The organism is Pseudomonas protegens, from assembly GCF_003732485.1.
GTDB classification, from domain to species: domain Bacteria; phylum Pseudomonadota; class Gammaproteobacteria; order Pseudomonadales; family Pseudomonadaceae; genus Aquipseudomonas; species Aquipseudomonas protegens_B.
On record NZ_MOAK01000035.1, the window covers coordinates 9,473 to 33,919 of the forward strand.

At 65.2% G+C, this 24,447-nt stretch carries 18 protein-coding genes and 1 pseudogene; 11 read left to right on the forward strand and 8 right to left on the reverse strand.

Annotated features, from left to right (window positions below; all coding sequences use genetic code 11):
* The coding region (locus BLX41_RS34625; protein WP_259744494.1) for an NtaA/DmoA family FMN-dependent monooxygenase at positions 1–844 on the reverse strand (844 nt) is incomplete at its 3' end.
* 75 nt (positions 845–919) lie between these two features.
* Complete coding sequence (locus BLX41_RS06675; RefSeq protein WP_123724270.1) at positions 920–3,013, reverse strand: TonB-dependent receptor; 2,094 nt, start codon at positions 3,011–3,013, stop codon at positions 920–922.
* A 273-nt stretch (positions 3,014–3,286) separates the two neighbouring features.
* Here BLX41_RS06675 and BLX41_RS06680 point away from each other — a divergent pair, with 273 nt between their 5' ends.
* Entirely contained in the window at positions 3,287–4,072 is a 786-nt protein-coding gene (locus tag BLX41_RS06680; RefSeq protein ID WP_185073431.1) for an IclR family transcriptional regulator, read from the forward strand.
* Here BLX41_RS06680 and BLX41_RS06685 read toward each other — a convergent pair.
* Positions 4,061–4,894: an ABC transporter ATP-binding protein gene (locus tag BLX41_RS06685; protein WP_123724272.1), complete on the reverse strand. Its 834-nt coding sequence runs from the start codon at positions 4,892–4,894 to the stop codon at positions 4,061–4,063. The genes BLX41_RS06680 and BLX41_RS06685 overlap by 12 nt on opposite strands.
* Before the next feature lie 175 nt (positions 4,895–5,069).
* Here BLX41_RS06685 and fepB point away from each other — a divergent pair, with 175 nt between their 5' ends.
* Genes fepB through BLX41_RS06700 form a run of 3 tightly spaced genes read left to right on the forward strand, consistent with a single transcriptional unit; the run spans position 5,070 to position 8,053 of the window.
* Positions 5,070–5,972, forward strand: coding sequence for a Fe2+-enterobactin ABC transporter substrate-binding protein (fepB, locus tag BLX41_RS06690; protein WP_123724273.1), 903 nt, complete (start codon positions 5,070–5,072; stop codon positions 5,970–5,972).
* A gap of 30 nt (positions 5,973–6,002) precedes the next feature.
* The gene (locus BLX41_RS06695) at positions 6,003–7,025 is read left to right on the forward strand and encodes a FecCD family ABC transporter permease (RefSeq protein ID WP_123724298.1); all 1,023 of its coding nucleotides are present in this window, start codon (positions 6,003–6,005) and stop codon (positions 7,023–7,025) included.
* Positions 7,022–8,053, forward strand: a complete 1,032-nt coding sequence (locus BLX41_RS06700; RefSeq protein WP_123724274.1) for a FecCD family ABC transporter permease — start codon at positions 7,022–7,024, stop codon at positions 8,051–8,053. Before BLX41_RS06695 ends, BLX41_RS06700 begins: the two co-directional genes overlap by 4 nt.
* A gap of 30 nt (positions 8,054–8,083) precedes the next feature.
* Here the strand turns inward: BLX41_RS06700 and BLX41_RS06705 are convergent, their stop codons facing one another.
* Positions 8,084–9,703, reverse strand: a complete 1,620-nt coding sequence (locus BLX41_RS06705) for a serine hydrolase domain-containing protein (protein WP_123724275.1) — start codon at positions 9,701–9,703, stop codon at positions 8,084–8,086.
* A gap of 251 nt (positions 9,704–9,954) precedes the next feature.
* Between BLX41_RS06705 and BLX41_RS06710 the strand changes: the two genes are divergently transcribed.
* A complete protein-coding gene (locus BLX41_RS06710; protein ID WP_123724276.1) occupies positions 9,955–10,737 on the forward strand; it encodes an ATP-grasp domain-containing protein in 783 nt (260 codons plus the stop codon).
* A gap of 7 nt (positions 10,738–10,744) precedes the next feature.
* Here the strand turns inward: BLX41_RS06710 and BLX41_RS06715 are convergent, their stop codons facing one another.
* From BLX41_RS06715 to BLX41_RS06725, 3 genes are all read right to left on the reverse strand, one after another.
* On the reverse strand, positions 10,745–11,287 hold the full coding sequence (locus BLX41_RS06715) for a TetR/AcrR family transcriptional regulator (RefSeq protein ID WP_123724277.1): 543 nt from the start codon (positions 11,285–11,287) through the stop codon (positions 10,745–10,747).
* Positions 11,280–11,828: a dihydrofolate reductase family protein gene (locus tag BLX41_RS06720; protein ID WP_123724278.1), complete on the reverse strand. Its 549-nt coding sequence runs from the start codon at positions 11,826–11,828 to the stop codon at positions 11,280–11,282. Before BLX41_RS06720 ends, BLX41_RS06715 begins: the two co-directional genes overlap by 8 nt.
* Positions 11,829–11,924: 96 nt before the next feature.
* Positions 11,925–15,047, reverse strand: a complete 3,123-nt coding sequence (locus BLX41_RS06725; protein WP_185073425.1) for an autotransporter outer membrane beta-barrel domain-containing protein — start codon at positions 15,045–15,047, stop codon at positions 11,925–11,927.
* 143 nt (positions 15,048–15,190) lie between these two features.
* Between BLX41_RS06725 and BLX41_RS06730 the strand changes: the two genes are divergently transcribed.
* The 4 genes from BLX41_RS06730 to BLX41_RS06745 are packed head-to-tail and all read left to right on the forward strand — an operon-like array spanning position 15,191 to position 22,382.
* Positions 15,191–18,031: an ATP-binding protein gene (locus BLX41_RS06730; RefSeq protein ID WP_123724279.1), complete on the forward strand. Its 2,841-nt coding sequence runs from the start codon at positions 15,191–15,193 to the stop codon at positions 18,029–18,031.
* Positions 18,028–18,531 (forward strand): EAL domain-containing protein, encoded by a 504-nt coding sequence (locus BLX41_RS06735; protein WP_404942746.1) that lies wholly within the window; start codon positions 18,028–18,030, stop codon positions 18,529–18,531. The genes BLX41_RS06730 and BLX41_RS06735 overlap by 4 nt, the downstream gene beginning before the upstream one ends.
* 8 nt (positions 18,532–18,539) lie before the next feature.
* The gene (locus BLX41_RS06740) at positions 18,540–21,671 is read left to right on the forward strand and encodes a hybrid sensor histidine kinase/response regulator (protein WP_259744497.1); all 3,132 of its coding nucleotides are present in this window, start codon (positions 18,540–18,542) and stop codon (positions 21,669–21,671) included.
* 57 nt (positions 21,672–21,728) lie between these two features.
* Complete coding sequence (locus BLX41_RS06745) at positions 21,729–22,382, forward strand: response regulator (protein WP_123724280.1); 654 nt, start codon at positions 21,729–21,731, stop codon at positions 22,380–22,382.
* A gap of 12 nt (positions 22,383–22,394) precedes the next feature.
* Here the strand turns inward: BLX41_RS06745 and BLX41_RS06750 are convergent, their stop codons facing one another.
* The gene (locus BLX41_RS06750) at positions 22,395–22,883 is read right to left on the reverse strand and encodes an Lrp/AsnC family transcriptional regulator (RefSeq protein ID WP_185073427.1); all 489 of its coding nucleotides are present in this window, start codon (positions 22,881–22,883) and stop codon (positions 22,395–22,397) included.
* A gap of 133 nt (positions 22,884–23,016) precedes the next feature.
* Here BLX41_RS06750 and BLX41_RS06755 point away from each other — a divergent pair, with 133 nt between their 5' ends.
* Complete coding sequence (locus BLX41_RS06755; protein ID WP_185073429.1) at positions 23,017–24,045, forward strand: histone deacetylase family protein; 1,029 nt, start codon at positions 23,017–23,019, stop codon at positions 24,043–24,045.
* Between the two features lie 57 nt (positions 24,046–24,102).
* A pseudogene (locus tag BLX41_RS34630) lies at positions 24,103–24,447 on the forward strand (ornithine cyclodeaminase); the annotation flags it as partial.

Sequence of the window (24,447 nt, forward strand, 5' to 3'; positions counted from 1 at the left end):
GGGCCTCTTCCCGGGTCGCGGCCAGATACAGGCTCAGGCCCGGCAGCAGGCGAATGTCTTCGGGCTTGCGGCCGTGACGCTGGGCCCGCTGGGAGAGATCGCGACGCAGCTCCAGGGCGGCGTCCTTGTCCGGGGTCGGGGCAAACACCAGATCGGCCACCGACGCAGCAAAGTCGCGGCCGGTGTCCGAGGCGCCGGCCTGGATCAACGGAATCCGCGCCTTGAACGCCGGCAGGTTGAGCGGACCGCGCACACGAAAATGCTCGCCGTCATGGTCCACCGGGTGCACCTTGGCACGGTCGGCGTAACGGCCATGCTCACGGTCCAGCAGCAGCGCGTCGTTGGGGTAACTGGCCCAGAGATCATGCACCAGGCGGGTGAACTCCGCCGCCCGGGCATAACGCTGGTCCGCGCTGGGCATGGCCTCCAGGCCGAAGTTCTCGTGGCCCTGCAAGGCGGTGACGATGTTCCAGCCGGCGCGACCGTTGCTCACCCAGTGCAGCGACTGCAACTGGCGTGCGACCACATAGGGCGGGAAAAAGGTGGTGGAGACGGTGGACACCAGGCCGATGTGCGAAGTCTCCCGGGCAATGCACGCCAGCAGCACCGTAGGGTCGAGGCTGGCGAAACCCGAACCGTTTTCCAGGCCGTCCATGTTCAGGCAACTGACGTCGGGGCGGAACACGAAATCCAGGTGCGCGGCCTCGGAGCGCTTGGCGATGTCCACGGCGAAGTCGGCGCTGTAGATGCCTTCGATATTGCTGTCGGGCTGGCGCCAGGCATCGCCGCTGAGCCAGGTGGGGGCCAGGGACATGCCGATATGCAGGCGTTTGCGGTTACTCATCTGTTGCCAATCTCCTGTGTACGAATAAACCCCGGCTGCGCCTCGGGCAGCAGCCGGCGATGGGTCCCCGGGGCCTCAGAATGCCCCTTTGACGCCGATGCCCAGGGTCCGTGGCAGGGTCATGCTGGCCTCGATGCCGCCGATGCCGCGGTTCTGCTGCATGTAGGTGGGCGAGCGGTCGTCGAAGACGTTCTTGACGTAGCCGTAGAGCTGCACCTGGTCGTTGAAGCGGTAGCTCATGCGCGCATCGGTCAGGGTGTAGGGCTTGATCGAATAGGCCGAGGTGTTGGCGGTATCCGAGTAGTAGCCGTCCAGGTAGCGCACCTGGGCATTGAGGTTCAGGCGCTCGGTGATGTCCCAGCTGGGGCCGAAGCTCAGGGTGTAGCCCGGCGAGCGGGCGAACTCGTTGTGGGCGTAGTCGGCGTTGCTGGAGATCTTGTCGATGCGGGTACGCAGGGTCCCGGCGCTGGCCTTGAGCCGCAGGTTGTCCAGCAGGCGGTAGTCGAAATCCAGTTCCAGGCCATAGGCGTGGGCCTTCTCGGCGTTGATGGTGTAGGACTGCGCCACCCCGGGGGAGATCACCACCGGGATGTTGTATTGGGCGTCCTTGAAGTCCATGTAGAACAGGTTGGTGTTGATCAGCAGGCGGTCGTCGAGAAAGCTCGCGCGGCTGAACAGCTCATAGTTCCAGATCGACTCTTGCTTGAAGTAGGCCCATTGCCGGGTGCTCAGGTTCAGCGACACGCCGCCCGGGTTGTAGCCCCGGCTGACCAGGCCGCCGACGGTCCAGTGCGGGGTGGCGGCGTAGGCCAGGGACACCTTGGGCAGCACCGTGGAAAAGGTCTTGTCGTAGTTCAGCGCGCCGGGAGCCAGCACCGAGTTGCCGGTGCGTTCGATGTGGTCCTGCTGGTAGCGCAGGCCGGTGCTCAGGGTCCAGAGATCGGTGAGGCGGTAATTGAGCTCGCCGAAGATCCCCAGGTTGGTCTTGGTGTCGTCGAAGGCCGAGCGGCCCCGCAGGTTGAGGGTTTCGTCGGTGCGGGTGCGGGCGTAGTAGATCCCGCCCATGCCACTGAGCAGGTCCTCTTTCTCACCGAAGGTCAGGCGCGACTCGTTGGAGGCGTTCTTCTGGTGGATGTCGGCATCGCCCTCGCCCGCCGCCCCGGTCACCCGGTGCACCGACGACAGCGAATACTGCGCCTGGTTGAACAGCTTGAGGCCGTTGCCCAGCTCATAGGAGACGTCGAGGATGCTGGTGTTGGTGTCCTGTTCCCAGGACGGCATGGTGGTGGAGCTGTGCTCCAGCTTGTGGAACGGCGCCGAGGCGGCTTCCTGGGTCGGGCGGTTGCTGTCGTTGTGGGCGAAGGTGAACTGGCTTTCCAGCCCTGGAATGTCGGTGGGCAACCACAGCAGCTTGGCCCGGGCGTTGAGGTTGCGAAAATCCTGGTCGGTCTTGCCGCCCTGGAACTTCGGGTTGTCGTAGTCGATGAAGGTCTCGCGGGCCGAATAGTCCACCGCCAGGCGCCCGGCAAAGTCCTGGGCCAGGGGCCCGGACACCGCCACCGAACTGCGCCGCGAGTGGTAGCTGCCGATCTCTGCCTGGTAGGCCGCCTCGGGGGTGAAGGTCGGGTTCTTGGTGTTGACGATGATCGCCCCGGCAATCGCATTGGCGCCCTGGGAGGTGGTCTGCGGGCCGCGGAACACCTCGATGCTGTCCAGGTCCCAGACCGAGGTCGCGCCGAAGAACATCTCGTTGTAGTTCAGATAGTGCCCGTCGAGGTTGATGGTGGCCCGGGGCACCGTGCCGCCCCAGAACACGTTCTGCCCGTTGTTCGGTCCCTGGGTGTCCTGGCCGCGGATGATCGGCGCACCCACCGAGTCGGTGTAGATCACATTGGGGCTGCCGTTGATGACTTCGGACACCGAGGCGTCGCCGGTCCTGATCTGGTCGATATCGCGGTCGGTGATGATCGAGACCGAGGAGGCAGTGTCCTTCAACTCACGGTCGAGTTTTTCACCGGTCACCCTCAGTGCGTCCAATGCCAGGCCGCCCTTTTCTACGACTTGCTCCCGGGTTCGACTGTCCTCGGCCAGGGCCGGCGGGCTCGCCAACAAGGCGGACAAGGTAAGAACGCCAATACCGTGACTGAATGTGCGGTGCGTAAGGGCCATTAAAACTTCCTTCCAAATGAGAATGATCCTCTTTCACGATTAGGCTATCACGCTGACATCATATTCCTCAATACGGAATACATTCTGCAAATTGGAATGATCTACAGGTTCGGCCCGGGCGCATTCGCCCGTCCCTGGCAGACGGCGGAACCGGTATCATGGCCGCCGCTAGCGCCAGCGCCGTGCAGGCCGTAGCCTGCGTACCCCACGCGGCCAGACATTGCTGAGGAGACCCAGCCGTTGAACACTTCGCACAACCCGTTGGACGACACCCTGGATGCCCCACCGGAAAAACGCTCCGGGGTCATCCAGTCGGTTTCCATTGCCGCGCGTTTTCTCAACACCCTGGCCAATGCCGAGGGCGAGCTGGCCCTGGGGGAAGTGGCCCGGCGTACCGGCACCGGCGGTTCCACCGCCCACCGTTACCTGCAGAGCCTGGTCAAGGAAGGATTGGCCAAGCAGGACCCGGTCAGCGGCCTCTATGACCTGGGGCCTGCGGCCCTGAGCATCGGCATCGGCGCACTGAAACGCATCGACGCCGTGGACATCGCCGCCCAGCACATGAAGGCCCTGGCCCAGCGGCATGCCGCCAGCGGTGGCGTGGCGATCTGGACCGACCGCGGGCCGACCCTGGTGCGCTGGTATCGCAGTGCCTATTTCTCCATCAACCCCCTGGCCCTGGGGGACATCCTGCCCATCGACAACACCGCCTGCGGGCTGGTGTTCCAGGCCTTTCTGCCCAAGGCCGTCATCGACGCCGCACGCAAGCAGCAGCCGGCACACTTTCGCGGCACCCCGCCCAGCAGCGCGGTACTCGATCAAGTCCGTCAGAAGCATTGGGCCGAGCTCACCAGCCACCTGCTGTCCAACGTCACCGGCCAGGCATCGCCGGTGTTCGACGCCCAGCAGGAAATCGTCTGCGTGATGACCACCGTCACCGACCTGGGGCAACTGCAGGCGCCGGAAGATCGCGAGGCGCTGTTCCACGAAGCCGCTCTGGTCAACCAGGCCACCGGCGGCCAGCGAGTTCCCCAGGAACCGCTCCCTTCACGTCGCTGAGTCGTCACCCAGTGAATCAGGCGCGCCGGATGACAGCGCCTCGACCCGGCCCCTGGGCACCATCAAGGGGGTGCCGCTGACCGGATCGGTGATGACCACCGAGGCCAGCCCGAACACCTGCTCCACCAACGCCTCGGTGAAGATCGTCGCCGGCGCCCCCTGGGCGACCACGGCCCCGTCCCGCAGGGCAATCAGGTGGCTGGCATAACGGCAGGCCTGGTTCAGGTCATGCAGCACCGCGACGATGGTGCGCCCCTGGCGGTTGAGTTCGGCCAGCAGTTCCAGCAGCTCGATCTGATGGACGATGTCCAGGTAGGTGGTGGGCTCGTCCAGCAGCAGGATCGGGGTTTCCTGGGCCAGCACCATGGCAATCCACACCCGCTGGCGCTGGCCGCCGGACAGTTCGTCCAGCAGTCGCTCGGCCAGCTCGCTGACCCGGGTCGCAGCCATCGCCCGGCGCACGGCCTGCTCATCCTCCAGCGACCATTGGCGCAGGAGCGACTGATGTGGGTAGCGCCCCCGCGCCACCAGATCGGCGACGGTGATGCCGTCCGGCGCCGTGGCGCTTTGCGGCAGCAGGCCCAGGCGCCTGGCCACCTCCCGGGCCGGCAGTTGGCGAATGTCCTTGCCATCGAGCAGCACCTGGCCCCTGGCCGGGGCCAGCAGCCGCGACAGCGCCGCCAACAGGGTGGATTTGCCGCAGGCATTGGGCCCGACGATGACGGTGAACGAACCATCGGGAATGGCCAGGGAAAGGTCCTGGGAAATGATTCGCGCGTCGTGGCGCAAGGTCACGGCATCCGCGTGCAAACGATGAGTCATGGGCAGGTTTTCCTTGGAGCAGCAGGCGCTTGCAGTATTGCAATTGCGGAATGGATTCTACAATATGGAACACATTGCATGAGAAGCATTATCATGTAAGCCCTGCAGTCCAGGCCCTTCAGGCGAAATAGAAGGCGCCCCAGCCGCACTCCACCCACCGCCCAACGGATCGACGATGAACCCACGCCTTACTGTCCGGCTGCTCAGCGCAGCGGTCCTGGCCCTGTCCGCTCACCTTGCCTGGGCCGCCCCGACCGCCCCGTCCCGTATCGTCTCCACCAGCCCCAGCGTCAGCGGAATCCTGCTGGCCATGGACGCGCCGCTGGTGGCCAGCGCCGCCACCACCGCCAGTCGCCTCACCGATCAGCAAGGGTTCTTTTCCCAATGGGCCAAGGTGGCCGAACAACGGGGCGTGCAGGTGCTGTACCGCAACCTGCAATTCGATATCGAAGCGGTGATCGCCAGTGACCCCGACCTGGTGGTGGTGTCCGCCACCGGCGCCGACAGCGTCATCGCCCAGCGCGCCGAACTCCAGGCCCAGGGCATCGAGACCCTGGTGGTGGACTACTCGAACCAAAGCTGGCAGGACATCGCCACCGAGTTGGGCCAACGCACCGGCCTGGAACCACAGGCCCGGGCCGCCATCCAGCGCTTCGACCAATACGCCGCCGACACCGCCGCCCACATCACCCCGCCTCCCGGTCCGGTCAGCGTGGTGGGCTACAACATCGCCGGCAGCTATTCCATCGGCCGCCTCAACAGCCCCCAGGCCCGGCTCCTCACCGGCCTGGGCTTCAAGGTGGCAGAGCTGCCCGAGGCGTTGGCAGGGAAAGTCACCCGTGCCTCGGACTTCCAGTTCATTTCCCGGGAGAACCTGCCCGCAGCCATCAGCGGCGACAGCGTGTTCCTGCTCAGCGCCGACGAGAGCGACGTGCAGGCGTTTCTCGCCGATCCGGTGCTGGCCAACCTGCCGGCGGTGATCCACAAGCGGGTCTACGCCCTGGGTCCGAGCTCGTTTCGCATCGACTACTACTCGGGGCGGCAGATGATCGACGCCGTCGCCGAGCACTTTCGTTAAACCATGAGCCTGTCTGCCCAAGGCCGCGGCATGCCGCTGCGACTTGCCCGAAGCAACACGCCCCGTACCTGGCGCCTGCTGGCCGGGCTCGCGCTGCTGGTTCTGCTGGCCCTGCTGAGCCTGGCCGTCGGCTCGCGGGCCATTCCCCTGAGCGTGACCTGGGAGGCGCTGCACGCCGCCGACCTGCACAACGACCAGCACCTGATCCTGCAGGAACTGCGCCTGCCGCGCACCTTGATTGCCCTGCTGGCCGGAGCGGCCCTGGGCATGGCCGGCGCGGTGATGCAGGCCGTCACCCGCAACCCCCTGGCCGAACCGGGCCTGCTGGGGATCAATGCCGGTGCGGCCCTGGCGGTGATCATCGGCGTGGCGCTGCTGCACCTGACCAGCATGGCCGAGTACCTGTGGCTGGCGTTCTTCGGGGCCGGGCTGGCCGGCGTCGTGGTGTTTCTCCTGGGCCAGGCCCATGAGACCGGCACCAACCCGGTACGCCTGGTGCTGGCCGGGGCCGGGTTGTCGGTGATGCTCACTTCGCTGACCGGCATCATCGTGCTCAACAGTCCGCCCGAGGTCTTCGACCACTTCCGCCACTGGGCCTCGGGCTCGCTGTCCGGCAGCGGCTTCGCCCTGCTGCATGTTCCGGCCATGGCCATCGCCCTCGGCCTGTGCATCGCCCTGGGCGTCGCCGCCAACCTCAATGCCCTGGCGCTGGGCAAGGACCTGGGGCAGGCCCTGGGGGTGAACCTGCGCCTGACCTGGCTGCTGTCCTGCCTGGCGGTGATGTTGCTGGCCGGCGCGGCCACCGCCGTGGCCGGGCCCATAGGTTTCGTCGGTCTGGTGGCGCCGCACCTGGCGCGAATGCTGGTGGGCCCGGACTATCGCTGGATCCTGCCCTACTCGGCAGTGCTCGCGGCAAGCCTGCTGCTGGGGGCCGACGTACTGGGCCGAGTGCTGGCGGCGCCGGAGGAAATCGCCGCCGGGATCATCACCCTGCTGCTGGGCGGCCCGTGCTTCATTGTCCTGGTCAGGCGCTTTCGCCTGAGCCGCCTGTGATGGGCCCTCATGCCCTGCGTCTGGGCCCCTTGTCCCTGCGCTGGCGGCCACGCACGGTGTTGGTCTGCGGCGTCCTGATCCTCGCCACGCTGCTGCTCTGGGCCTTGTTGCTGGGCACCGGCAGCCTGGCCCTGCCCCCGGATCAGGTGCTGGCCAGTCTCCTGGGTTACGCTCAGGACTCCACCGCCCAGCGGGTGATTCATCGGGTGCGCCTGCCCCGAGCGCTCACCGCCACCCTGGTGGGCGCAGCCCTGGGCATGGCCGGGGCGATCTTCCAGTCGATCTCGCGCAACGCCCTGGGTTCGCCGGACGTGATCGGCTTTACCACCGGTGCTGCCAGCGGCGCCATCGTGCAGATCATGCTGTGGGATTGCGGCCCCCTGGCCACGTCCCTGGCAGCAGTGGGTGCCGGCCTCTGCACTGCGCTGTTAGTGCTGCTCCTGGCGCGCAAGGGCCACAGCAGCGGCGGCTACCGCCTGGTGCTGGTGGGCATTGGCGTCGGCGCCAGTCTGTCCGGCTTGAACAGCATCCTGCTGGTCAGCGGCAACCTCGACCAGGCAATGTTCGCCCAGCTGTGGCTGGCCGGCTCACTGAACACCCGCACCTGGTCCCACGTACTGCCAGCGGCCCTGGGCCTTGCGGCCATTGTGCCCATAGCCCTGTACCACGCCCGGCGCATCAACCTGCTGGAAATGGGCGACGCCACCGCCACCCAACTGGGAGTCGCGGTGGAGCGTACCCGGCTGATCATGGTCCTGGCGGCCGTCGGCCTGACCGCCATCGCCACCGCAGCGGCCGGGCCCATCGCCTTTATCGCCCTGGCAGGCCCGCAACTGGCCCGGCGCCTGACCCGTTGCGCCGAAGTGCCGCTGGTGTCGGGGGCGCTGATGGGCGCGGTCCTGTTGCTGACCGCGGATCTGCTCAGCCAGCGCCTGGCCTGGTACGCGAACCTGCCGATCGGCCTGATGACCGGGCTGCTGGGGGGCTTTTACCTGCTGTGGTTGCTGGTGCACAGCCGGCGGATCTGAGGGGTTCGTGGCTCACGGCGGCACTGGCCACTATTGCCCCGTCACCTTCCTGAACCGCAGGTTGCGCGCCACGCTGCTGGTCAACACCTCACCCTCCTCGGCAAAGCTGATCACACCCAGTTCACCGGCGCGAAAGCGCTCCGTCGTCAGCGGCTGCAAAGGGTAACTGTGCTGGCCGATACGTACGTAGAGCTTGCCTTGCCGGGGGTAGACCTTGAGCTGTCCGGGGCTGGTTTGCAGCACATAGAGACCGACATAACGACGGATGTCCTCGGGTTTCCAGGCCGGCGCCAGGACGTAGGTCGAGGCCGGGTTACTGCCGACGATCCGTGCCCCCGGTGCCGCCGCGAGATAGATCGGGATGCCGTCGTTGTCCGCCACCATCAGTTGATCGCTCTGGCGGAGCAACGGCAGGACCTCATGAAAGGTGTCCAGGGCAAACCCCTTGCCGGTGCGTTGCAGCTGGAACTGGTGACCGAGATCATCCAGGTAGGTGCCGGCTACCAAGGTATTCAAGAACGCCTTGGGCACCGCCTTGATGCTCGGCGGCGGCGCTGGAATGTCCGTGTCCCGGGGCAACCAGGACGGGCCCAGCAGGACATCCAGCAAGCGGTGCCCGCGCTCCGACGCTTCCCCTTCCGTGCTGTTGCACAGGACCACAGTGGCCACATCCAGCTTCGGGTACCAGGCCACATCGGTGCTGAAGCCGGCCCAACTGCCGCTGTGGGACACCTCTTGCAGGCCCCGATAACTGCGGTTGGCCAGGCCCATGCCGTAATAGCCCGGGTCACCGTCGTTGAAGGGCTCGGTCTGGCGCATCTTCTCCACCAGCGCCGTGCCCCCGACCCGCCCCGTGGACAGGTTGCGCAACCACAGCATCAGGTCTGCCACATTGCTGTGCACCTGACCGTCGCCGGTCTGTTCCCAGCGGGCGTCCACGGCTTCGGGGCCCTTGGACGACTCGCCCTGTTCATAGCCCTGGGCCAGGTTCGGCAACTGCACCGGGTACTGATCGACAATGCTCGAGCGACTCATGCCCAAAGGCTGGAACAGATGGGCTCGACTGTAGTCCTTGAGGGGCATGCCGGCGGCTCGCTCGGCGATGCTCGACAACAGCATATAACCACTGTTGCTGTAGCTGAACTCGCTGCCGGGGGGAAACATCAGAGCGTTCTGTTTGAACAGCAGATCCAGGGCCTGTTGCTGGGTAAAGCGCTGGTTCAGGGCAATCCCCGCCAACTCCGCCAGCAGCATGTAGTCCTGCAGGCCCGAGGTGTGGTGCAGCAGATGACGGATCTGGATGCCCTCGGCATAGGCCGGCAGCTCCGGCACAAAGCGCCGGATCGAGTCATCCAGATCCAGGCGGCCTTGGGCTTCGAGCTCAAGGATGGCAAAACCGGTGAACTGCTTGGACACCGAGGCCAGGTTGAACAGGGTATCGGCCTGGATCGCCCGGCCCGTGGCCAGGTCGGCAGCGCCGTAACCTGCGCTCCAGATCGTTTTGGCGCCGCGCATCACCCCGGCGGCGCAACCGGGCTGGTCAGGCTTGATGTCGTCGAACACCTTGTGAAACGCCGGAGGCTCGGTGGCATGGGCCAGGGGCATCGCGCCCAAGGTGCTGATCAGCAAGGTTGCAAGCATGGAACGCATGGGGTTTTCCTCTGGTCACGTCGATCCTTCAGGCTCCTTGAGAGGCTCCTCGGAAGGCACACCAGTATCCCCATGGCAAGCGTTGGAATCTGTCTGCAGTCAGTGATTTTCTGTGAATAAACGTGCAAGGGTGTGAGGCGCTGCCGGCCCAGGAACAAAGCCTGCAAAAATGCCGTTATCATCCACCGCTCGAACGCCATCCTCACCCGCGTCCCTCGACCCGGCCCCCCTTTCACTCGATGGAACCTGCCATGCACCTGCTTTATCCCAGCGACCCGTTCGACCCCAAACGCCCGGACGAGCACTACCTGGAAGAGTACGAGGCGGTGCTGGCCGCTGGCCTGAACGCCTCGCTGTTCTCTTTCGAGGATTTCGAAAGCGGCCGTTTCAAGGCTTCCCCGGCCCTACCAGGCGACGAGCCGGTGCTCTACCGCGGCTGGATGCTGACGCCCGAAGGCTACGGCGCACTGCTCGAGCACTTGCACGCCAAGAACGCCAAGGAGTTCACCGCCCAGGCCCACTACCGGCACTGCCATCACCTGCCAGAGTGGTATCCGCTGCTGGCCCGGTACACCAGCGAGACCCGGGTACTGGCGCCCGACAGCGACTTTATCCAGGCACTGGCAGACCTCAACTGGCCGGGTTATTTCATCAAGGACTACGTCAAGTCACTGAACACCGGCAGCGGCAGCCTGGTGGATTCGCCGGCAGACATAGCCCCATTGGTAGAGCGCATGCGTCAGTATCGCGGCCAGATCGAGGGAGGCATCTGTGTCCGGCGCCGGGAGGACTACCTGGAGGACAGTGAACGGCGCTACTTCGTGCTCAACGGCAAGGCCCATGCTGCACAAGGCGAGGTGCCGGCACTGGTGAACGAGTGCGCCGCGCTGATCGACAGCCGGTTTTTTTCGGTGGATGTGGTCTTGCGGGCCGACGGCGTGCTGCGTCTGGTGGAACTGGGGGACGGTCAGGTATCGGACCGCAAGGAGTGGTCGGCGCAGCGCTTCGCCGCCATGCTCGGCGCTGCCGACTGAGCACTGCTCAGCGCAGCAAGCGCCGCAGCCCCGCTTCAAAAGCGCCCTCAAGCCCCTGCGCGTCCTCCCCGGCCAGAGCCAGTGCCAGGGCATGGCCGTGGGTGTAGTCCACCAGCAGGTCGAACAGCACCGGGTCATCGTCGAGTTGCCGTACCGCCTCACGCAAGCGCTCGCTGAAGGCGGCCAGGGCGCCACCGAACAGCTGCGGATCACTGAGCACGCACAGGGTCAGCGCCGGGTGGCGACGGACCCGCGCCATGTAATGACCGAGCAATACCTGGACCCGTTGCAGCGCTGGCAGGTCCTCCTGCGGTTCCGGCAGTGGCACGCCGTGCACCCGCTCCACCAGCAGGCGCATCAGGTTGTGCTGGTCGCCCACGTGATAGGCCACCGACATCGGGGTGATCCCCAACTGTCGCGCCAAGGCCCGGCCGCCGAATCCCTCGGGGCCCAGTTCCTCCAGCAACGTCAGGCCGGCCTGCAGGACCTGATCGAGATTCAGCGAACGACCGGCAGCAGGACGACCGCTACGCTTGGCGCTTTCATTCATCAGGGCAGCTCCCCTCGACGCGATAGCAGGTGCTGACCAGCCCATCGGGATACTGCCGCGAGGCGATGCAGTGCAGCCGCAGGTCGCCTTCAAGCCCGCCAAACAAGGGCCGCCCACTGCCGAGCAGCACCGGCACCCGGGTCAGGGTCAGCTCCTGGATCAGCCCCGCCTGCAAAAAGGCCCGGATCACCGCACCGCCATCGATATAGGCCCGCTTCCAGCCTTCGCCCCGCAACTGCGCCACCAACTCCGCCGGCTGCGCGGCGCTGATGCGCAGCTTGTTCCGCAGGTGCTGCGGCACATCTTCAGCCGCAAGGCTGCGGCTCATGACCACCACCGGCTTGTGGAATGGCCAGGGCTCGAAACCCAGAACGCTTTCATAGGTCCCGCGCCCCATGACGATGCCATCCACCGTGGCCATGAAAGCGGCGTAGCCATAATCCTCGCCGGATTCGCCACTGGGCAGCCAATCGATGGCGCCATCGTTGCGAGCGATAAAACCATCCACCGAAGTGGCGATGAAGACCTTGCCGAATGCCATAGCCATTGCCTTGAGAAAAAACATACGGCGTATGATAAATCACTTTCAGGAGCAACTGGCAATCAGCAGGCTATCGACGGAGGCTGTGACGTCGCCTCAGAAGCTCAAGCGGTAGCCGACATTGGCCGCCCAGGGCCGGTCGATATTCGAACCTTCACTGGTCTCGACCTCGGCATACACCTGATGGTTGCGGGTCAGTTCCCCGGTGATTCCGGCACCGGCATACCAGCCGCCACCGCTGCCATCGGGACGGCTGCCGATGCCGTTGGTGCGCACCTTGTTCTGCGCCGAAAGATCCTCGATCCAGCCGGCCTTGAGGTAGGGCTGCAGGCGCGTGCCATTGTCCAGCTGCAGGTTGCGGCCAACCCGGGCGCCGCTGCGGACCTGGGTCGACAAACCATCACCGGGCTCCACTTGCAGCCCGTTGTCCAGGCGGTAGTTGTCCGAACGGGCGTAGAGCATGGAGACCTGCACCTGGGGCTCGATGAACCAGCGGTTGCCGAGATCGATCTGTTTGCCGGCCTCCACCGACAGCCCGGCGCCCTTGCTGCGTGAATGCCCGGAGACCTTGGCGCCATCGGTGCCCCACACGTCCAGGCGGGTGGACCAGCGGTTCAGGGTCAGCAAGGTATCGGTGTACCAGCCCGAATCGTCCAGGTAGGTGGCGTAGCCGCCCAGGTGGTAGCTGTCGAGCTTGCCGCTGCCTTCGCGCTTGAAGTCGCGATCGGTCTGGCTGTATCCGGCGAGCGCCCCCACCACGAGTTGACCGCCCTGGGTATCGATCCGCGTGTCGATCCCCAGTTGGGTACCTTGCACCTGCTGGGAAAAATTGCGCCCCACGCTGTTATCCAGAGACTGCTGCTGGCCCAAGCCTCGGACCCACAGCCCCTGGTGCTGCGCGCCTTCACGCAGTTCGCCGACCCGCTGCACCAGGGTCGCTCGCTCGGCGTCCCAAGTGGCCCGCAAGCTGGCGATGGCGCTGCTGTTGATGGCCGCACTGGCACCGGTGGACAGGTTGTCCGGCCCCGGCGTCGGCTGGCTGCGGCCCACATTGACCAGGTTCCAGTTGCCCTGGGTATCGGCCTGCAGTCCATAGCGGTAGGTCCCGGCGTCCACCACCGCGCCCTGGTTGGCCAGGGTGAACGAACCCGGGCCGCCAGCGCTCTGCACCAGGGTCAGATGTTGCACCTCGGCCCCGGGTTCGGACCCGGAGTTGCGGACCAGGATGCTGTTGTCGCCGGTCACCTGACCTCCGACAATCAGGCGGTCGCTCTGCTGTCGCCCCAGGTCGGCGTTCATGATGTAGCGGCCATCGCCCGTCAGGTCGCCGGTCACTTGCAATTGCTTGAAGCCCCCTGCCAGCCCCGGGTCGGCGAACTCCACCACGCCATGGTTGGCCAGGCGACTGAGCACCGAGTCGCCGCGCAAGGTCCAGGCGCTGCTGTCGTCCAGGGACAGTTGGGTGTCACGCCCGGCCCCCAGGATTGCCCCCTCCAGGCTGGAGTGATCGGCCAGGGACAACTGCAGGCTGCCGCCGTCCACCCGCACGTCCCCCGACAGATGGGACCTGACTGCCTCCAGGTTCACCGCCTCCGCCAGCACCCCACTGGAGCGGTCGGTGATCCACAACGCAGTGCCCTGCTGGCCGCCGCTGCGGCCGGTCAGGGTGCTGTCGGTGAAGCGCGTATTCAGGCCGCCACCGTTGACCAGGATGCCGGCTCCGTCCTCGGTCTGGATGTGGCTGGCGGTGACCTGAACCTCGTTCACCATGCCGGCGCGGGTGGCGTAACTGACGATGCCGTTGGCCTTGGCGCCGCGGGTGCTCAGGGTCGAGCCCTGGAGCAGGGAATTGGCGTTGTTGCTGATGGCCAGACTATGGGCCTCTCCACCGCGGGTCAGCACATCGCTGTCGATCGACTGCACACTGGCGCCCCCGCCAGACGCGAACAGGCCATGGCCCAGGTCGCCGTGGGTGACGACGCGACTGTCGTTGAGGGTGACCTCGGCCCCCGCCATCCGCGCCAGGGCACCCACCGCGCCCCGGCCCGACGTTTCGATCAGGGCCCCACGGACGTTGAACACCGCCCCCGGGCTGTTCGCGGTGTCCGCCGATGCGTACAGGGCATGGGCGCTGTTGCCCTGGGTGATGACGGCACCGCCGTCCATGGTGAACACACCGGCGCGATTGTCGACGCCCACGGCCGCCGCCCCCTTGGTTTCCAGGCGGGTGTTCCTGGCGTCCACTCGGGTATTGTTCCCCGGCATCCAGATCGCTGCACCGTGGTCGCCCAGGGTGGTGATCTGCACGTTATCCAGATCGGCCGCGGCCTGGTTGGCATTGACGTTGATGCCGTTGCCATTTCGCGAGGTGATCTGGCTGTCGCTCACCTCCGCGGTGCCACCGGGCACCTGATACAGCGAACTCAGGGTAATGCCATCGCCCTTGGCGTTGATGGTGCCGTTGCGAAAGGTCAAGGCAGCGCTGGTCACGCCAATGCCACGACCATTGCTGGACGTGACATCGACCCTATCGGCGCTGATGGACGAGCCGACACCTTCGGCGGACATCGCCCCGATGAAGCTTTGGGAGTCGACGCTCACCCGCTCCAGCTCGACGGACGCGCCGGCAAAGGCACGCACAGTGACGGCGGAACCGGTCGAGCTGTTGCTCAGGGCCATGTCCGAGGCCTTGATGCTGGAACCCTTGCCACTGGCGGACAGCGCCTCGGCCTGGCTACCGGCGGTGCTGATCGAGCCCCCGGACAACAGCGCCTGGCCACCGCTAGTGACCGTCACGCCGCGACTCTGGTGACCACTGGTGGTGATCTGCGCATTGTTCAACGTCAGGCTGCTGCCGGTGCCGCTGACCACTGCGCCCGTGGCGAAGTCGGAACCACCGGTGGTGATCTTCACATCCGACAAGCTGGCCTGGCCGCCGGCCTCCACTTGCACCCCCACCACCAAGCTGCTGGAGCTGTCCGCCGTGACCTTGATCTCGTAATCACTGCCCTGCAACTGGTTCTGCGCACCGCTCACCCGTATCGCCGGGCCGCTGCCGGAATGCTCGATGTTGGCCCCGTACAGGATCAGGGATTGCCCTCCAGGCGAGGACAGATCGATCGTGTCGTAGTCGGCTGCCGCAGCAGACAGGGGGGAAAGTGTCACCAACGACAGCGCCGAACTCACTGCTACGCTTATCGTGCCCTTAACCAGATTCATAAACTTTCAAGCCTTTGCGTTAGAACACAAGAGGCCCGCATGCTCGGTCCAAGAGACCAACTAACAAACAAGAATCTTCTTAAAGCCCGCGCATTAAGAATTTTCTGAAGAAGTCAAAATAAAGTTCTATTTACCATGGGCCGATGCACACCCAAGCCCACTTGCCGTCCGTAACCAGTCACTTTGCCGGAGCCCATGTTCCGGTGGTACTGCTACGTCTGTTCATGTACAGCCTGTTGTCCTGCATCCTGATCATTGCGGGCTTTGTGGTGCATTGGTCGGTGAATGAAACCCTCTCCAACTATCGCCGGCAGATGAATGCCGCGGCATTTAATGCTCAGCAGTTCTTCAATCAGCGAGAGAGTCTGTTAAAGGCCATTTCCTCTTCGGCTGTGGGCACTAGCGAAGACCGCCTTACTTTAGCCACCAAGAACTTTCTCGCAAGTAATAGCCAATTACGCCTATTGCCACTGGGCAGTAAGCCCCCGGCATCGAACTGGGCCCTGGTGCTCACTGCACGTGATCTGGAGGAAGTCGACAGCACCCACAGCCGCCTGCTGTACCTGGCGCCGGGCCCGGGCCTGGTCCGCACCCTCTACGACCCAGGGGGCGCCCATGCCGTCGAGGCTGTCCCCAGGGCCATCGACGGCCCCTGGCTCAAGCACCTTGACCAACGCGCCGCACAGCACCTGCTGTCCCAGCACCCGGGGGCGCGGACCTTGTGGTCCTGGGCCGCCAGTGGCCGGCAAAAACAGGTGTACCTGCTGCGCCCGGTGGACGAGCGCAACGCCGCCGATGGCTGGCTCGGCCTGGAGCTCAACGACATCGACCTGGCCCTCGATCCCCTGGGGCTGCACCAGGGTAAATACGTGCTCTATGACGCTGCCGGCGCGGTCGTGCTGCACAGCGCCGCCTGGCAAGTCCCCGAGCGCCTGGCACAATTTCGGGCCAACGAAGACTCCTTCGGCCTGCACCGATTGCAGGGACTGCCGGACTACATAGCGCTCAACAAGTCGGTGGGCAACGCCGGCTGGCGCCTGGTGTACTACGCCCCGATCAGCCAGCTGCTGCAGGACACCTCGGGGCCTCTGTACAGCAGCGCATTGCTGACCCTGCTGCTGTTCGCGGCGATCTTCCTCGGGGCGCGCTACATTCGCCTGCGCCTGGTGGAGCCTGCGATACGCCACTACAGCGCCTTGAACGACAGCGTCTCGCTCAATCGCCGTTTAATCGAGATGGCACCGGTGGGCCTGTGCCTGATGCAGCGCGACAACGGCCGGCTGATCCTGTCCAATGCGTCTGGCCGGCACTGGCTGGCCTCGACGCCCGAATGGCGAGAGCGGATCCTCGACACCCCCCATGATCAGGTGCAGACCATCGACCAGGCCCTGGCGGACGGCCGGTTCATCCAGCTGACATGCGCCCCCACCGACTACAACGGTGTGGTGGCGGTGCTGTGCTGCATCAGCGACGTCACCGACTTCAAGCTGGCCGAGCAGTCGCTGCTCCAGGCCAAGGGTCTGTCGGACCAGGCCAACCGCGAAAAGACCCTGTTTCTCAGCACCCTCAGCCACGAAATCCGCACCCCCATGTACGGCATCCTCGGTTCTCTGGAATTGCTCCGTACCACCGCCCTCAGTGCCCAGCAGAACGACTACCTGGAAGCCACCCGGCAAGCCTCCTCGATGCTGATGCGGACCATCAACGACACCCTCGACATGTCGTTGATCGAATCCGGACGGCTGACCCTCAACTGCGCGCCATTCTCTGCGGTGCGGCTGGTGGAAGAGGTCGCCTTCAGCTACTCGGCCCGGGCCCGCAGCAAGAGCCTGCGACTCTATGTGACCCTGGACCCGGACACACCGGAGCAGGTCATCGGCGACGGCGGGCGCATTCGCCAGATCCTCAACAACCTGGTGAGCAATGCCATCAAGTTCACCGAGTCCGGCCAGGTGGTACTGCGTCTGTACTGCGAACAGCCCCGGGGCCAGGCACCCAGGCTGCGCTTCCAGGTAACGGACACCGGACCGGGGATCGCCCCGCAGTTCCAGACCAGCCTGTTCGAACCCTACTATCGGGTGCCCGACTGGCTGGGCCAGAAAGCCTCCGGCACCGGGCTGGGCCTGGCCATCTGCGAACGCCTGGCGTTCATGATGCAAGGCCGGCTCGCCGCCATCAGCGAACCGGGGCTGGGCTCCAGTTTCAGTTTCAGCCTGGACCTGGAGCCGTGCGCCATCGTCAGCGAAGCCGAGGCACCGCGCCTGGAGGTGACCCCGGTGTACGTGCACAGCGATGTGCGGGAGGTGACCCTCAACCTCTGCCAATGGTTACGCCGCTGGGGCGCCCTGGCGCTCCCCTACTCCGCGGACCGCAACCCGCAGGCGCATCAGGCGGTGCTGGTAGAGGCCTTCTTCGGCACCTGCCGGGCCATCGACTGGGGGGGCCCTCGAGTGATCATGCATGCCCCCGGCCTGGGCCCGCCGCAGCATCAGGCCGGCGATAGCTGGGTGGCCCGCATCTTCAGCCTCGACAGACTGCGCAACGCCGTGGCCCAGGCCCAGGCCGGGGTTGTCAGCGAAAGTCGTGTTGCGTCCCCCCAGGCCCTGGCCCCGAGCCTGGACCTCAAACTGCTGGCGGTGGATGACAGCCCGCTTTCGCTGCAGGTGCTGTTCCAGCAGGGCCGCTACCTGGGCAACCGGATGGTGGCCTGCAGCAGCGCCGTCGAAGCGCTGAAACGTGGCGACCTGCTGTCCTTCGATGGGGTGCTCACCGATTTACAGATGGCGCACATGGACGGTCTATCGTTCGCTCGCACCCTGCGCGAGCAGGGCTTCTGCGGCTCCATCATCGGCATTACCGGTGAGCTCTCACCCTTGCTGCGAGGCCGCTGCGAAGCCGCCGGAATCCGTCACCTGCTGATCAAGCCGGTGCCCCTGGACACCCTTGGCGAAGTGCTCCAGTCAATCAAGAGGAAAGTCATGTGAGCCTGCCCCTGCCGCAGCGTGTGCTGATGCTCGACGACGCCATCCTCGCGCAGTGGTGCTGGCAGCGCCTGGGCGCCAGGCGCCTGCGTCTGAAGGGTTACGGCCTGGCCCAGGACGACTTCGGCATGGGCTACAGTTCGACATACGCGCTGATTTGCACGCCTTTTAGCGACCTGAAGATCGCTCGTCACTTCGTCCACGGCGCCGTAGCCGATGAGGCCCGGGGCACAGCCCTGGCGGCGGTGCAAGCGGGCCGGCAGTTAGGCCTGGAAGTGGTCGCCGAAGGCGTAGAATGGGCCCATGACCTGGAGTTTCTGCGGCTGACTGGCTGCGACAGCGCCCAGGATCACCTTAATTACGCGGCATTGGAGCTGGACGCTTTTACACAACTGCTGGGATGCAGTGTCACACCGCCCTTTTCGCCACCCACCCGGCCCGTCTATCCCAACCCATGCCAGATATCCCGCTACGACGCATCGCACAAAACTTCCGACGGCTGAATGTCGTCATGTTCGTCATTCTGCCCCTGCTGCTGATCATGGGCGGCGCCCTGTTCTGGGGGGGCCAACGGATCATCCGCCAGGAACAGGAACGGATAGTCGTGGATTTCCAGTTGCTGACCCGCTACATGGGCGAGCAGCAAGCCCTGCTCCGGCGCCTGGCCGGAGAACCTCTACTCGAAGACAACAATGCAACCCAAGGCTCACCGCAGGTTTTCCACCTCATGCATCAGCAGCAGGCTCTGGGTGCCACTCTGTTCCAGGGCAGTCTGTCGTCGGTGGACGTCCCGTTCACCCTGGTGTGCGAAGACATGACCCAGTGCCCCCTGGACAACCCGCGGGCCGTGGGCCTGGGCCGCTACCTGGCGGATCTCTACTCCAGTTTCTGGGTGCGTTCGAGTTATCCGGCGTCGGCCCTGCTGCTGGTGGATGCCGGTGTCGGCAGCACCTACACGGTGCCCACCGTCGGCAGCAGCCATCCACGGCTGTCCGCCGCCCTGGCAATGGCCAGCATCAAGGCCATACGCACCAGCGCCACGGGGCGCAACGAAATCCGCTGGATCCACCTCATGGACTTTCCGGAACAGATGCTGGCCTTTATCCCGCTGCACGGCCTGTCCCTGGGCAACGGCGTGGGCACGACCTATGCCGCCACCCTCACCTACCGGGACCGCATCAACGTTTTTTCCCGGCCACTGCAGCGCAACTTCTACGATGCCTTCTGGCTGCAAAGCCAGCACGACGGCCTGCTGCTGGGGGAGCGCCCGCCGCCCACAGAGCTGACCCGGGAGGTCAACCTGCGCAGCGACGGCCTGGTGTTCCGGGTCAGTGACGACAGCGCCATCTGGACCGGCTACTACCTGCTGACCTACAGGACTCTGTTCCTCGGCCATAGCTGGCCCCTGGTGGGCGTCTTCCTGCTGCTGGCGCTCAGCCCCCTGGCCGGCCGCAGCTACGCGCGCTGGTACCAGCGCCGGGTGATAGTGCCGGCGCAACGGGCCCACGCCGAGCTGGTGGAAAACGACCAGTTCAGCCGCACCCTGCTGGAGACCACCCCGGTGGCCCTGTGCGTGCTCAGCCGCGATCACAGTCGGATCGTCTTCGCCAACAACCTGGCCCTGAAGTGGTTCGATACCCAGGTCGGGCAGAGCCTGCAGGACAGCGGCCTGGAACTCGGGCTGCTGGAACAGATCACCCAGGCCCGGGGCCCGGGAGAAGTGGAGAACTACCAGAGCCACGACGGCCGCTCGTTCTACATCGCCTATGCGCCCACCCGCTACCGCAATCAGGAGGTCCTGATCTGCGCCTTCGCCGACCTCAGCGTCCGGGCCCAGATGGAGCAGCAACTGACCCAGGCCAAGCAGGCCGCCGACAAGGCCAACGGTGCCAAGTCGGTGTTCCTCGCCACCATGAGCCATGAGATCCGCACGCCGCTCTACGGCGTCCTCGGCTCACTGGAGCTGATGGGGCTGACCGACCTGGACCGGGAGCAGCGCCAGTTGCTCGAACGCATCCAGGTGTCCTCGGCGCTCCTGTTGCAGATCATCAGCGACATCCTCGACATCACCCGGATCGAGTCCGGCCAGCTGTCCCTGGGCGATCAGCCCTTCGATCCCCGGTCACTGGTACAGCGCTGCACGGCGGCCTTTATCGACAGTGCCCGGAACAAGGGGCTGCTGCTGTTCTCCTGGGTCGATCCGGCACTGCCCCGGACCCTGCTCGGCGACCCTGGGCGGATCAGCCAGATCCTCACCAACCTGATCAGCAATGCGATCAAGTTCACCCATTCGGGGCAGGTGATCGTCCGCGCCCGGGCCGAGCCCGGCAGTGACGGCCGGACACGGCTGTCGCTGCAAGTGGCGGACACCGGCATCGGCATCGGCCAGGAGGAACAGCAGCAACTGTTCATCCCCTTCTACCAGATCGATACCCACTCCCACACCGTGCACGGCGCGGGCCTGGGCCTGTCGATCTGCGCCAAGCTGGCCGCGCTGATGGGGAGCCGGATCCACCTCACCAGCGAACTGGGCCTGGGCAGCAGTTTCTCCCTGCAGCTGGAGCTGCCGGAGGCCAGCGAGCCCCTCGCCGAACGCCAGCCGGAGCTCAGCGGTGCCCGGGTCCATGTTCAGAGCCCCCACCATGAACTGAGCGCCAACCTGTGCCAGTGGCTGGAAAAATGGGGCGCCCGGGCCAGCCCCCTGGAAGATTCGAGCTCCGCTCCCCAGGCCCCGGGCATTGTCCTGCGGCTACTGGACGACAGCCCCGACACGGCCCCGCAACAGGCCGACGGTCTGATCCGCATCGACCTGGGGGGCCATCACCAGGGCCCCGGCGCGAGCCTGGCCCAAGCCTGTGACTTCAGAGCCATCGGCCGGCTGATCGAACGCAGCCTGGGACGTGCCGCCGACACCCCCAGCGAGCGGCCCGAGGAACTCAGTGCCCTGCCGGCCCTGGGACTGAACGTGCTGATGGCCGAGGACAACCCCATCAACCAGGCCACCCTGAGCCATCAACTGCAGCAACTGGGCTGCCGCAGCACCCTGGCCGCCGATGGCGCCGAAGCCCTGGACCTGTGGCGCGTGGGCGACTACGACCTGCTGCTGACCGACGTCAACATGCCGCGCATGAACGGTTACGAACTCACCTGCATCCTGCGCGCCTCAGGCGACGACCGCCCCATCATCGGTATCACCGCCAATGCCATGTGCGATGAGGAGGCCCGGTGCCAGGCCGCCGGCATGGACGCCTGGCTGGTCAAGCCGGTGCCCTTGCAGACCCTGCGGGCCAGCCTGTTGCGGCTCACCCAGCTCGAACCGCCGGCGGATGAAAGTGCGCCCAGCGCCCTGCACCGGCCGACGGAACCTGCGAGCCTGCCGAATAACCTGCGGCAGATATTCGCCAGCACCATGGCGGTGGACCTCGAACAATTGCGCCAGGCCATCGACAGGCAGGATTACCCACTCATCTTCCAGTTGCTGCATCGGATCCGCGGGTCCCTGGCAGTGACCGGCTACAACGCCTTGAATCAACAGCTGGAAACCCTGGGACATAACTTGCGACAAGCCGGTTTGACGCCTATCACTCGCGCGAATAGCCTGACGCTGCTGCACGCCTTGCAGGATATCAGCCAGCCCGACTGAACTTTCGCTGCACTCGCATCTCTGTGCTTTTCCTATAGAAAATGGATCGTGTCCACCATGAAAAAAATTCGAGTTGCCCTGGCCGACGATCATCCCCTGGTGCTCGCCGCCGTCAGCGACCTACTGCACAAGACCCCCAAGTACGAAGTGGTGGCCGCAGTCACTACCCCCAGCGCGCTGATCCAGCAACTCTCGGACGACCCGCGGATCGACGTGGTGATCACCGATTACTTCATGGAGGGCGACGAAAAGTTCGGCGATGGCATCCGTCTGGTGACCTACCTGATCCGCCACTTTCCGCGGGTCCAGGTGCTGGTGCTGACCATGATGTCCAATCCGATGATCGTCGCGGCGCTGTACGACATCGGCGTGCGTTCGGTACTGCTCAAGCGCCACGACATGAGCGAACTGCTGTGCGCCTTGAAGAACGTTCGCCTGGGACGCATCCACTACCCGCCGAGCCTTGAACAGAACGAGCCCCAAAGCAGCCCGGTACGCTCCATGGCCGACGGCCTGAGCAGCCTCACGCCCAAGGAATACGAGGTGCTGCGGCACTTCGTGCGCGGCGAGTCGATGATGCAGATCGCCGCCAACCTCAAGCGCAGTGTCAAGACCGTCAGCGCGCAGAAGATCTCGGCGATTCGCAAACTCAACCTGGACAGCGACCAGGCCCTGGTCGCGTTCTGCCTGGAATCCGGAGAGTTCCAGTAACCCGGGTTCGACTCAACGGGCCGGTGCCGGGGCAATCGCCAGGCGACTGGTGGCCTTGATCTCGCGCAGCGCCAGGCTCGACTGGATCGAGGCGATGCCCGGCTGGCGCCTGAGCACCTGCTCGACAAAATCGCTGTAGCTGTCCAGGTCCTGGGCCAGCACCTGCAACAGGTAGTCGGCGTCACCGGTGATCTTGTGGCAGGCCTGAACCTGGGGCAGACGCATGATCACCGCTTCGAAGTCATCCGGAGTCTGGTCGGAGTGGGTGGCAAAACGCACATGCACGAAGGCCATGATGTCCAGCCCCAGCAGGCGCCGGTCGAGGTTGGCCTGGTAATCCTTGATCACCCCTTCCTCTTCCATGCGTTTGCGCCGGCGCCAGCAGGGGGTGAGGCTCAGGGACAGACGCTCGCTGAGTTCAGCGTTGGAAATGCTCGCGTCCTGCTGCAGCAGGGCGAGGATTGCCAGGTCGGTTTCGTCCAGGGACACCCTTCGAGTCATTTTTTTCACAAACAGCCACTCAACTGAAAAATATTACCCAAAACTCTAGTTCCATCAGAACAAAAAGCAAAGAAGTCGCCGCCATGCCGGAACAAACTATTTGCACCGGACAACAACAATGGATGCCTTCAGCATGCTTACCGTCTTCAGCGAATCCCACCGCCTGCACCACGGCACCGAGTTGAAGGATGGGGTGCTCAAGCCCTCCTTCGAACAACCCAGCCGGGCCGATACAGTCCGCGACCGGGTCAGGCACGTGGGGCTTGGCGACATCATCGTCCCCCGCAATTTCGACCGTTCCTGCTACGTCGCCGCCCACAGCGAACGCTACGTGACCTTCCTGGAAAGCGCCTGGAGCGAATGGCGCGCCACCGGCCGCAGCCACGACGCCCTGCCCCTGGTGTGGCCGGTACGCGACCTGGCCAACCAGCAGGTGCCGGAGTTCATCGACGGCAAGCTGGGCTTCTTCGCCATGGATGCCGGCTCGCCCATCACCGCCACCACCTGGAATGCCGTGCGCACCAGCGCCGATATCGCCCTCACCGGCCTGGCGCTGATCGACGAAGGCCAGGACAGTGCCTTTGCCCTGTGCCGTCCGCCGGGCCATCACGCGGCCCGGGAATACATGGGGGGCTACTGCTACCTGAACAACGCCGCCATTGCCGCGCAACACGCCGTGACCCGGGGCGCGAAGCGCGTGGCGGTGCTGGACGTGGACTTCCACCACGGCAACGGCACCCAGAACATTTTCTACCAGCGTGATGACGTCCTGTTCGTCTCGCTGCACGGCGATCCGGCGGTCTCCTACCCCTATTACTCGGGGTTCGCCGCAGAGCGTGGGGCCGGGGCCGGTGAAGGCTGCAACCTGAACTTCCCCCTGCCCCGAGGCACCACCTGGCAGCGCTACCGGGAAGCACTGATCCAGGCCTGCGCCCGGCTTCGCGAGTTCTCCCCGGAGCTGCTGGTGGTGTCCCTGGGCGTCGACACCTTCAAGGACGATCCCATCAGCCACTTCCTGCTGGAAAGCGAGGATTTCCTCGGCATGGGCCAGGTCATCGCCGGCGTGGGCGTACCCACGTTGTTCGTCATGGAGGGCGGCTACATGGTGGATGAGATCGGCATCAACGCGGTCAATGTGCTCCACGGCCATGCCAACCGCTAATGCGCCAGCGTCGCACCGCCCAGCAGTTTTCAACGTTCTGACCGAGAGGAAAAAGACATGACCTTGTTCATCGATGTGGATCACGCAGCGGACCTGTATTCGCGCCTGGGCATAGGCCGGGCGATCCGGGAAATGGCCGGCTACATCCAGGCCGACTACCAGCGCTGGCAAGCCTTCGAGAAATCCCCGCGCACCGCCAACCACTCCGCCACCGGCGTCATCGAGCTGATGCCCGCCGACGATGGCCAGCAGTACGCGTTCAAGTACGTCAACGGCCACCCCGGCAATCCCGCCCGGCACCTGCTGACGGTGATGGCTTTCGGCGTGCTGGCCCAGGTCGACAGCGGCTACCCGGTGCTGCTCAGCGAGCTGACCCTGACCACCGCGGTGCGCACCGCCGCC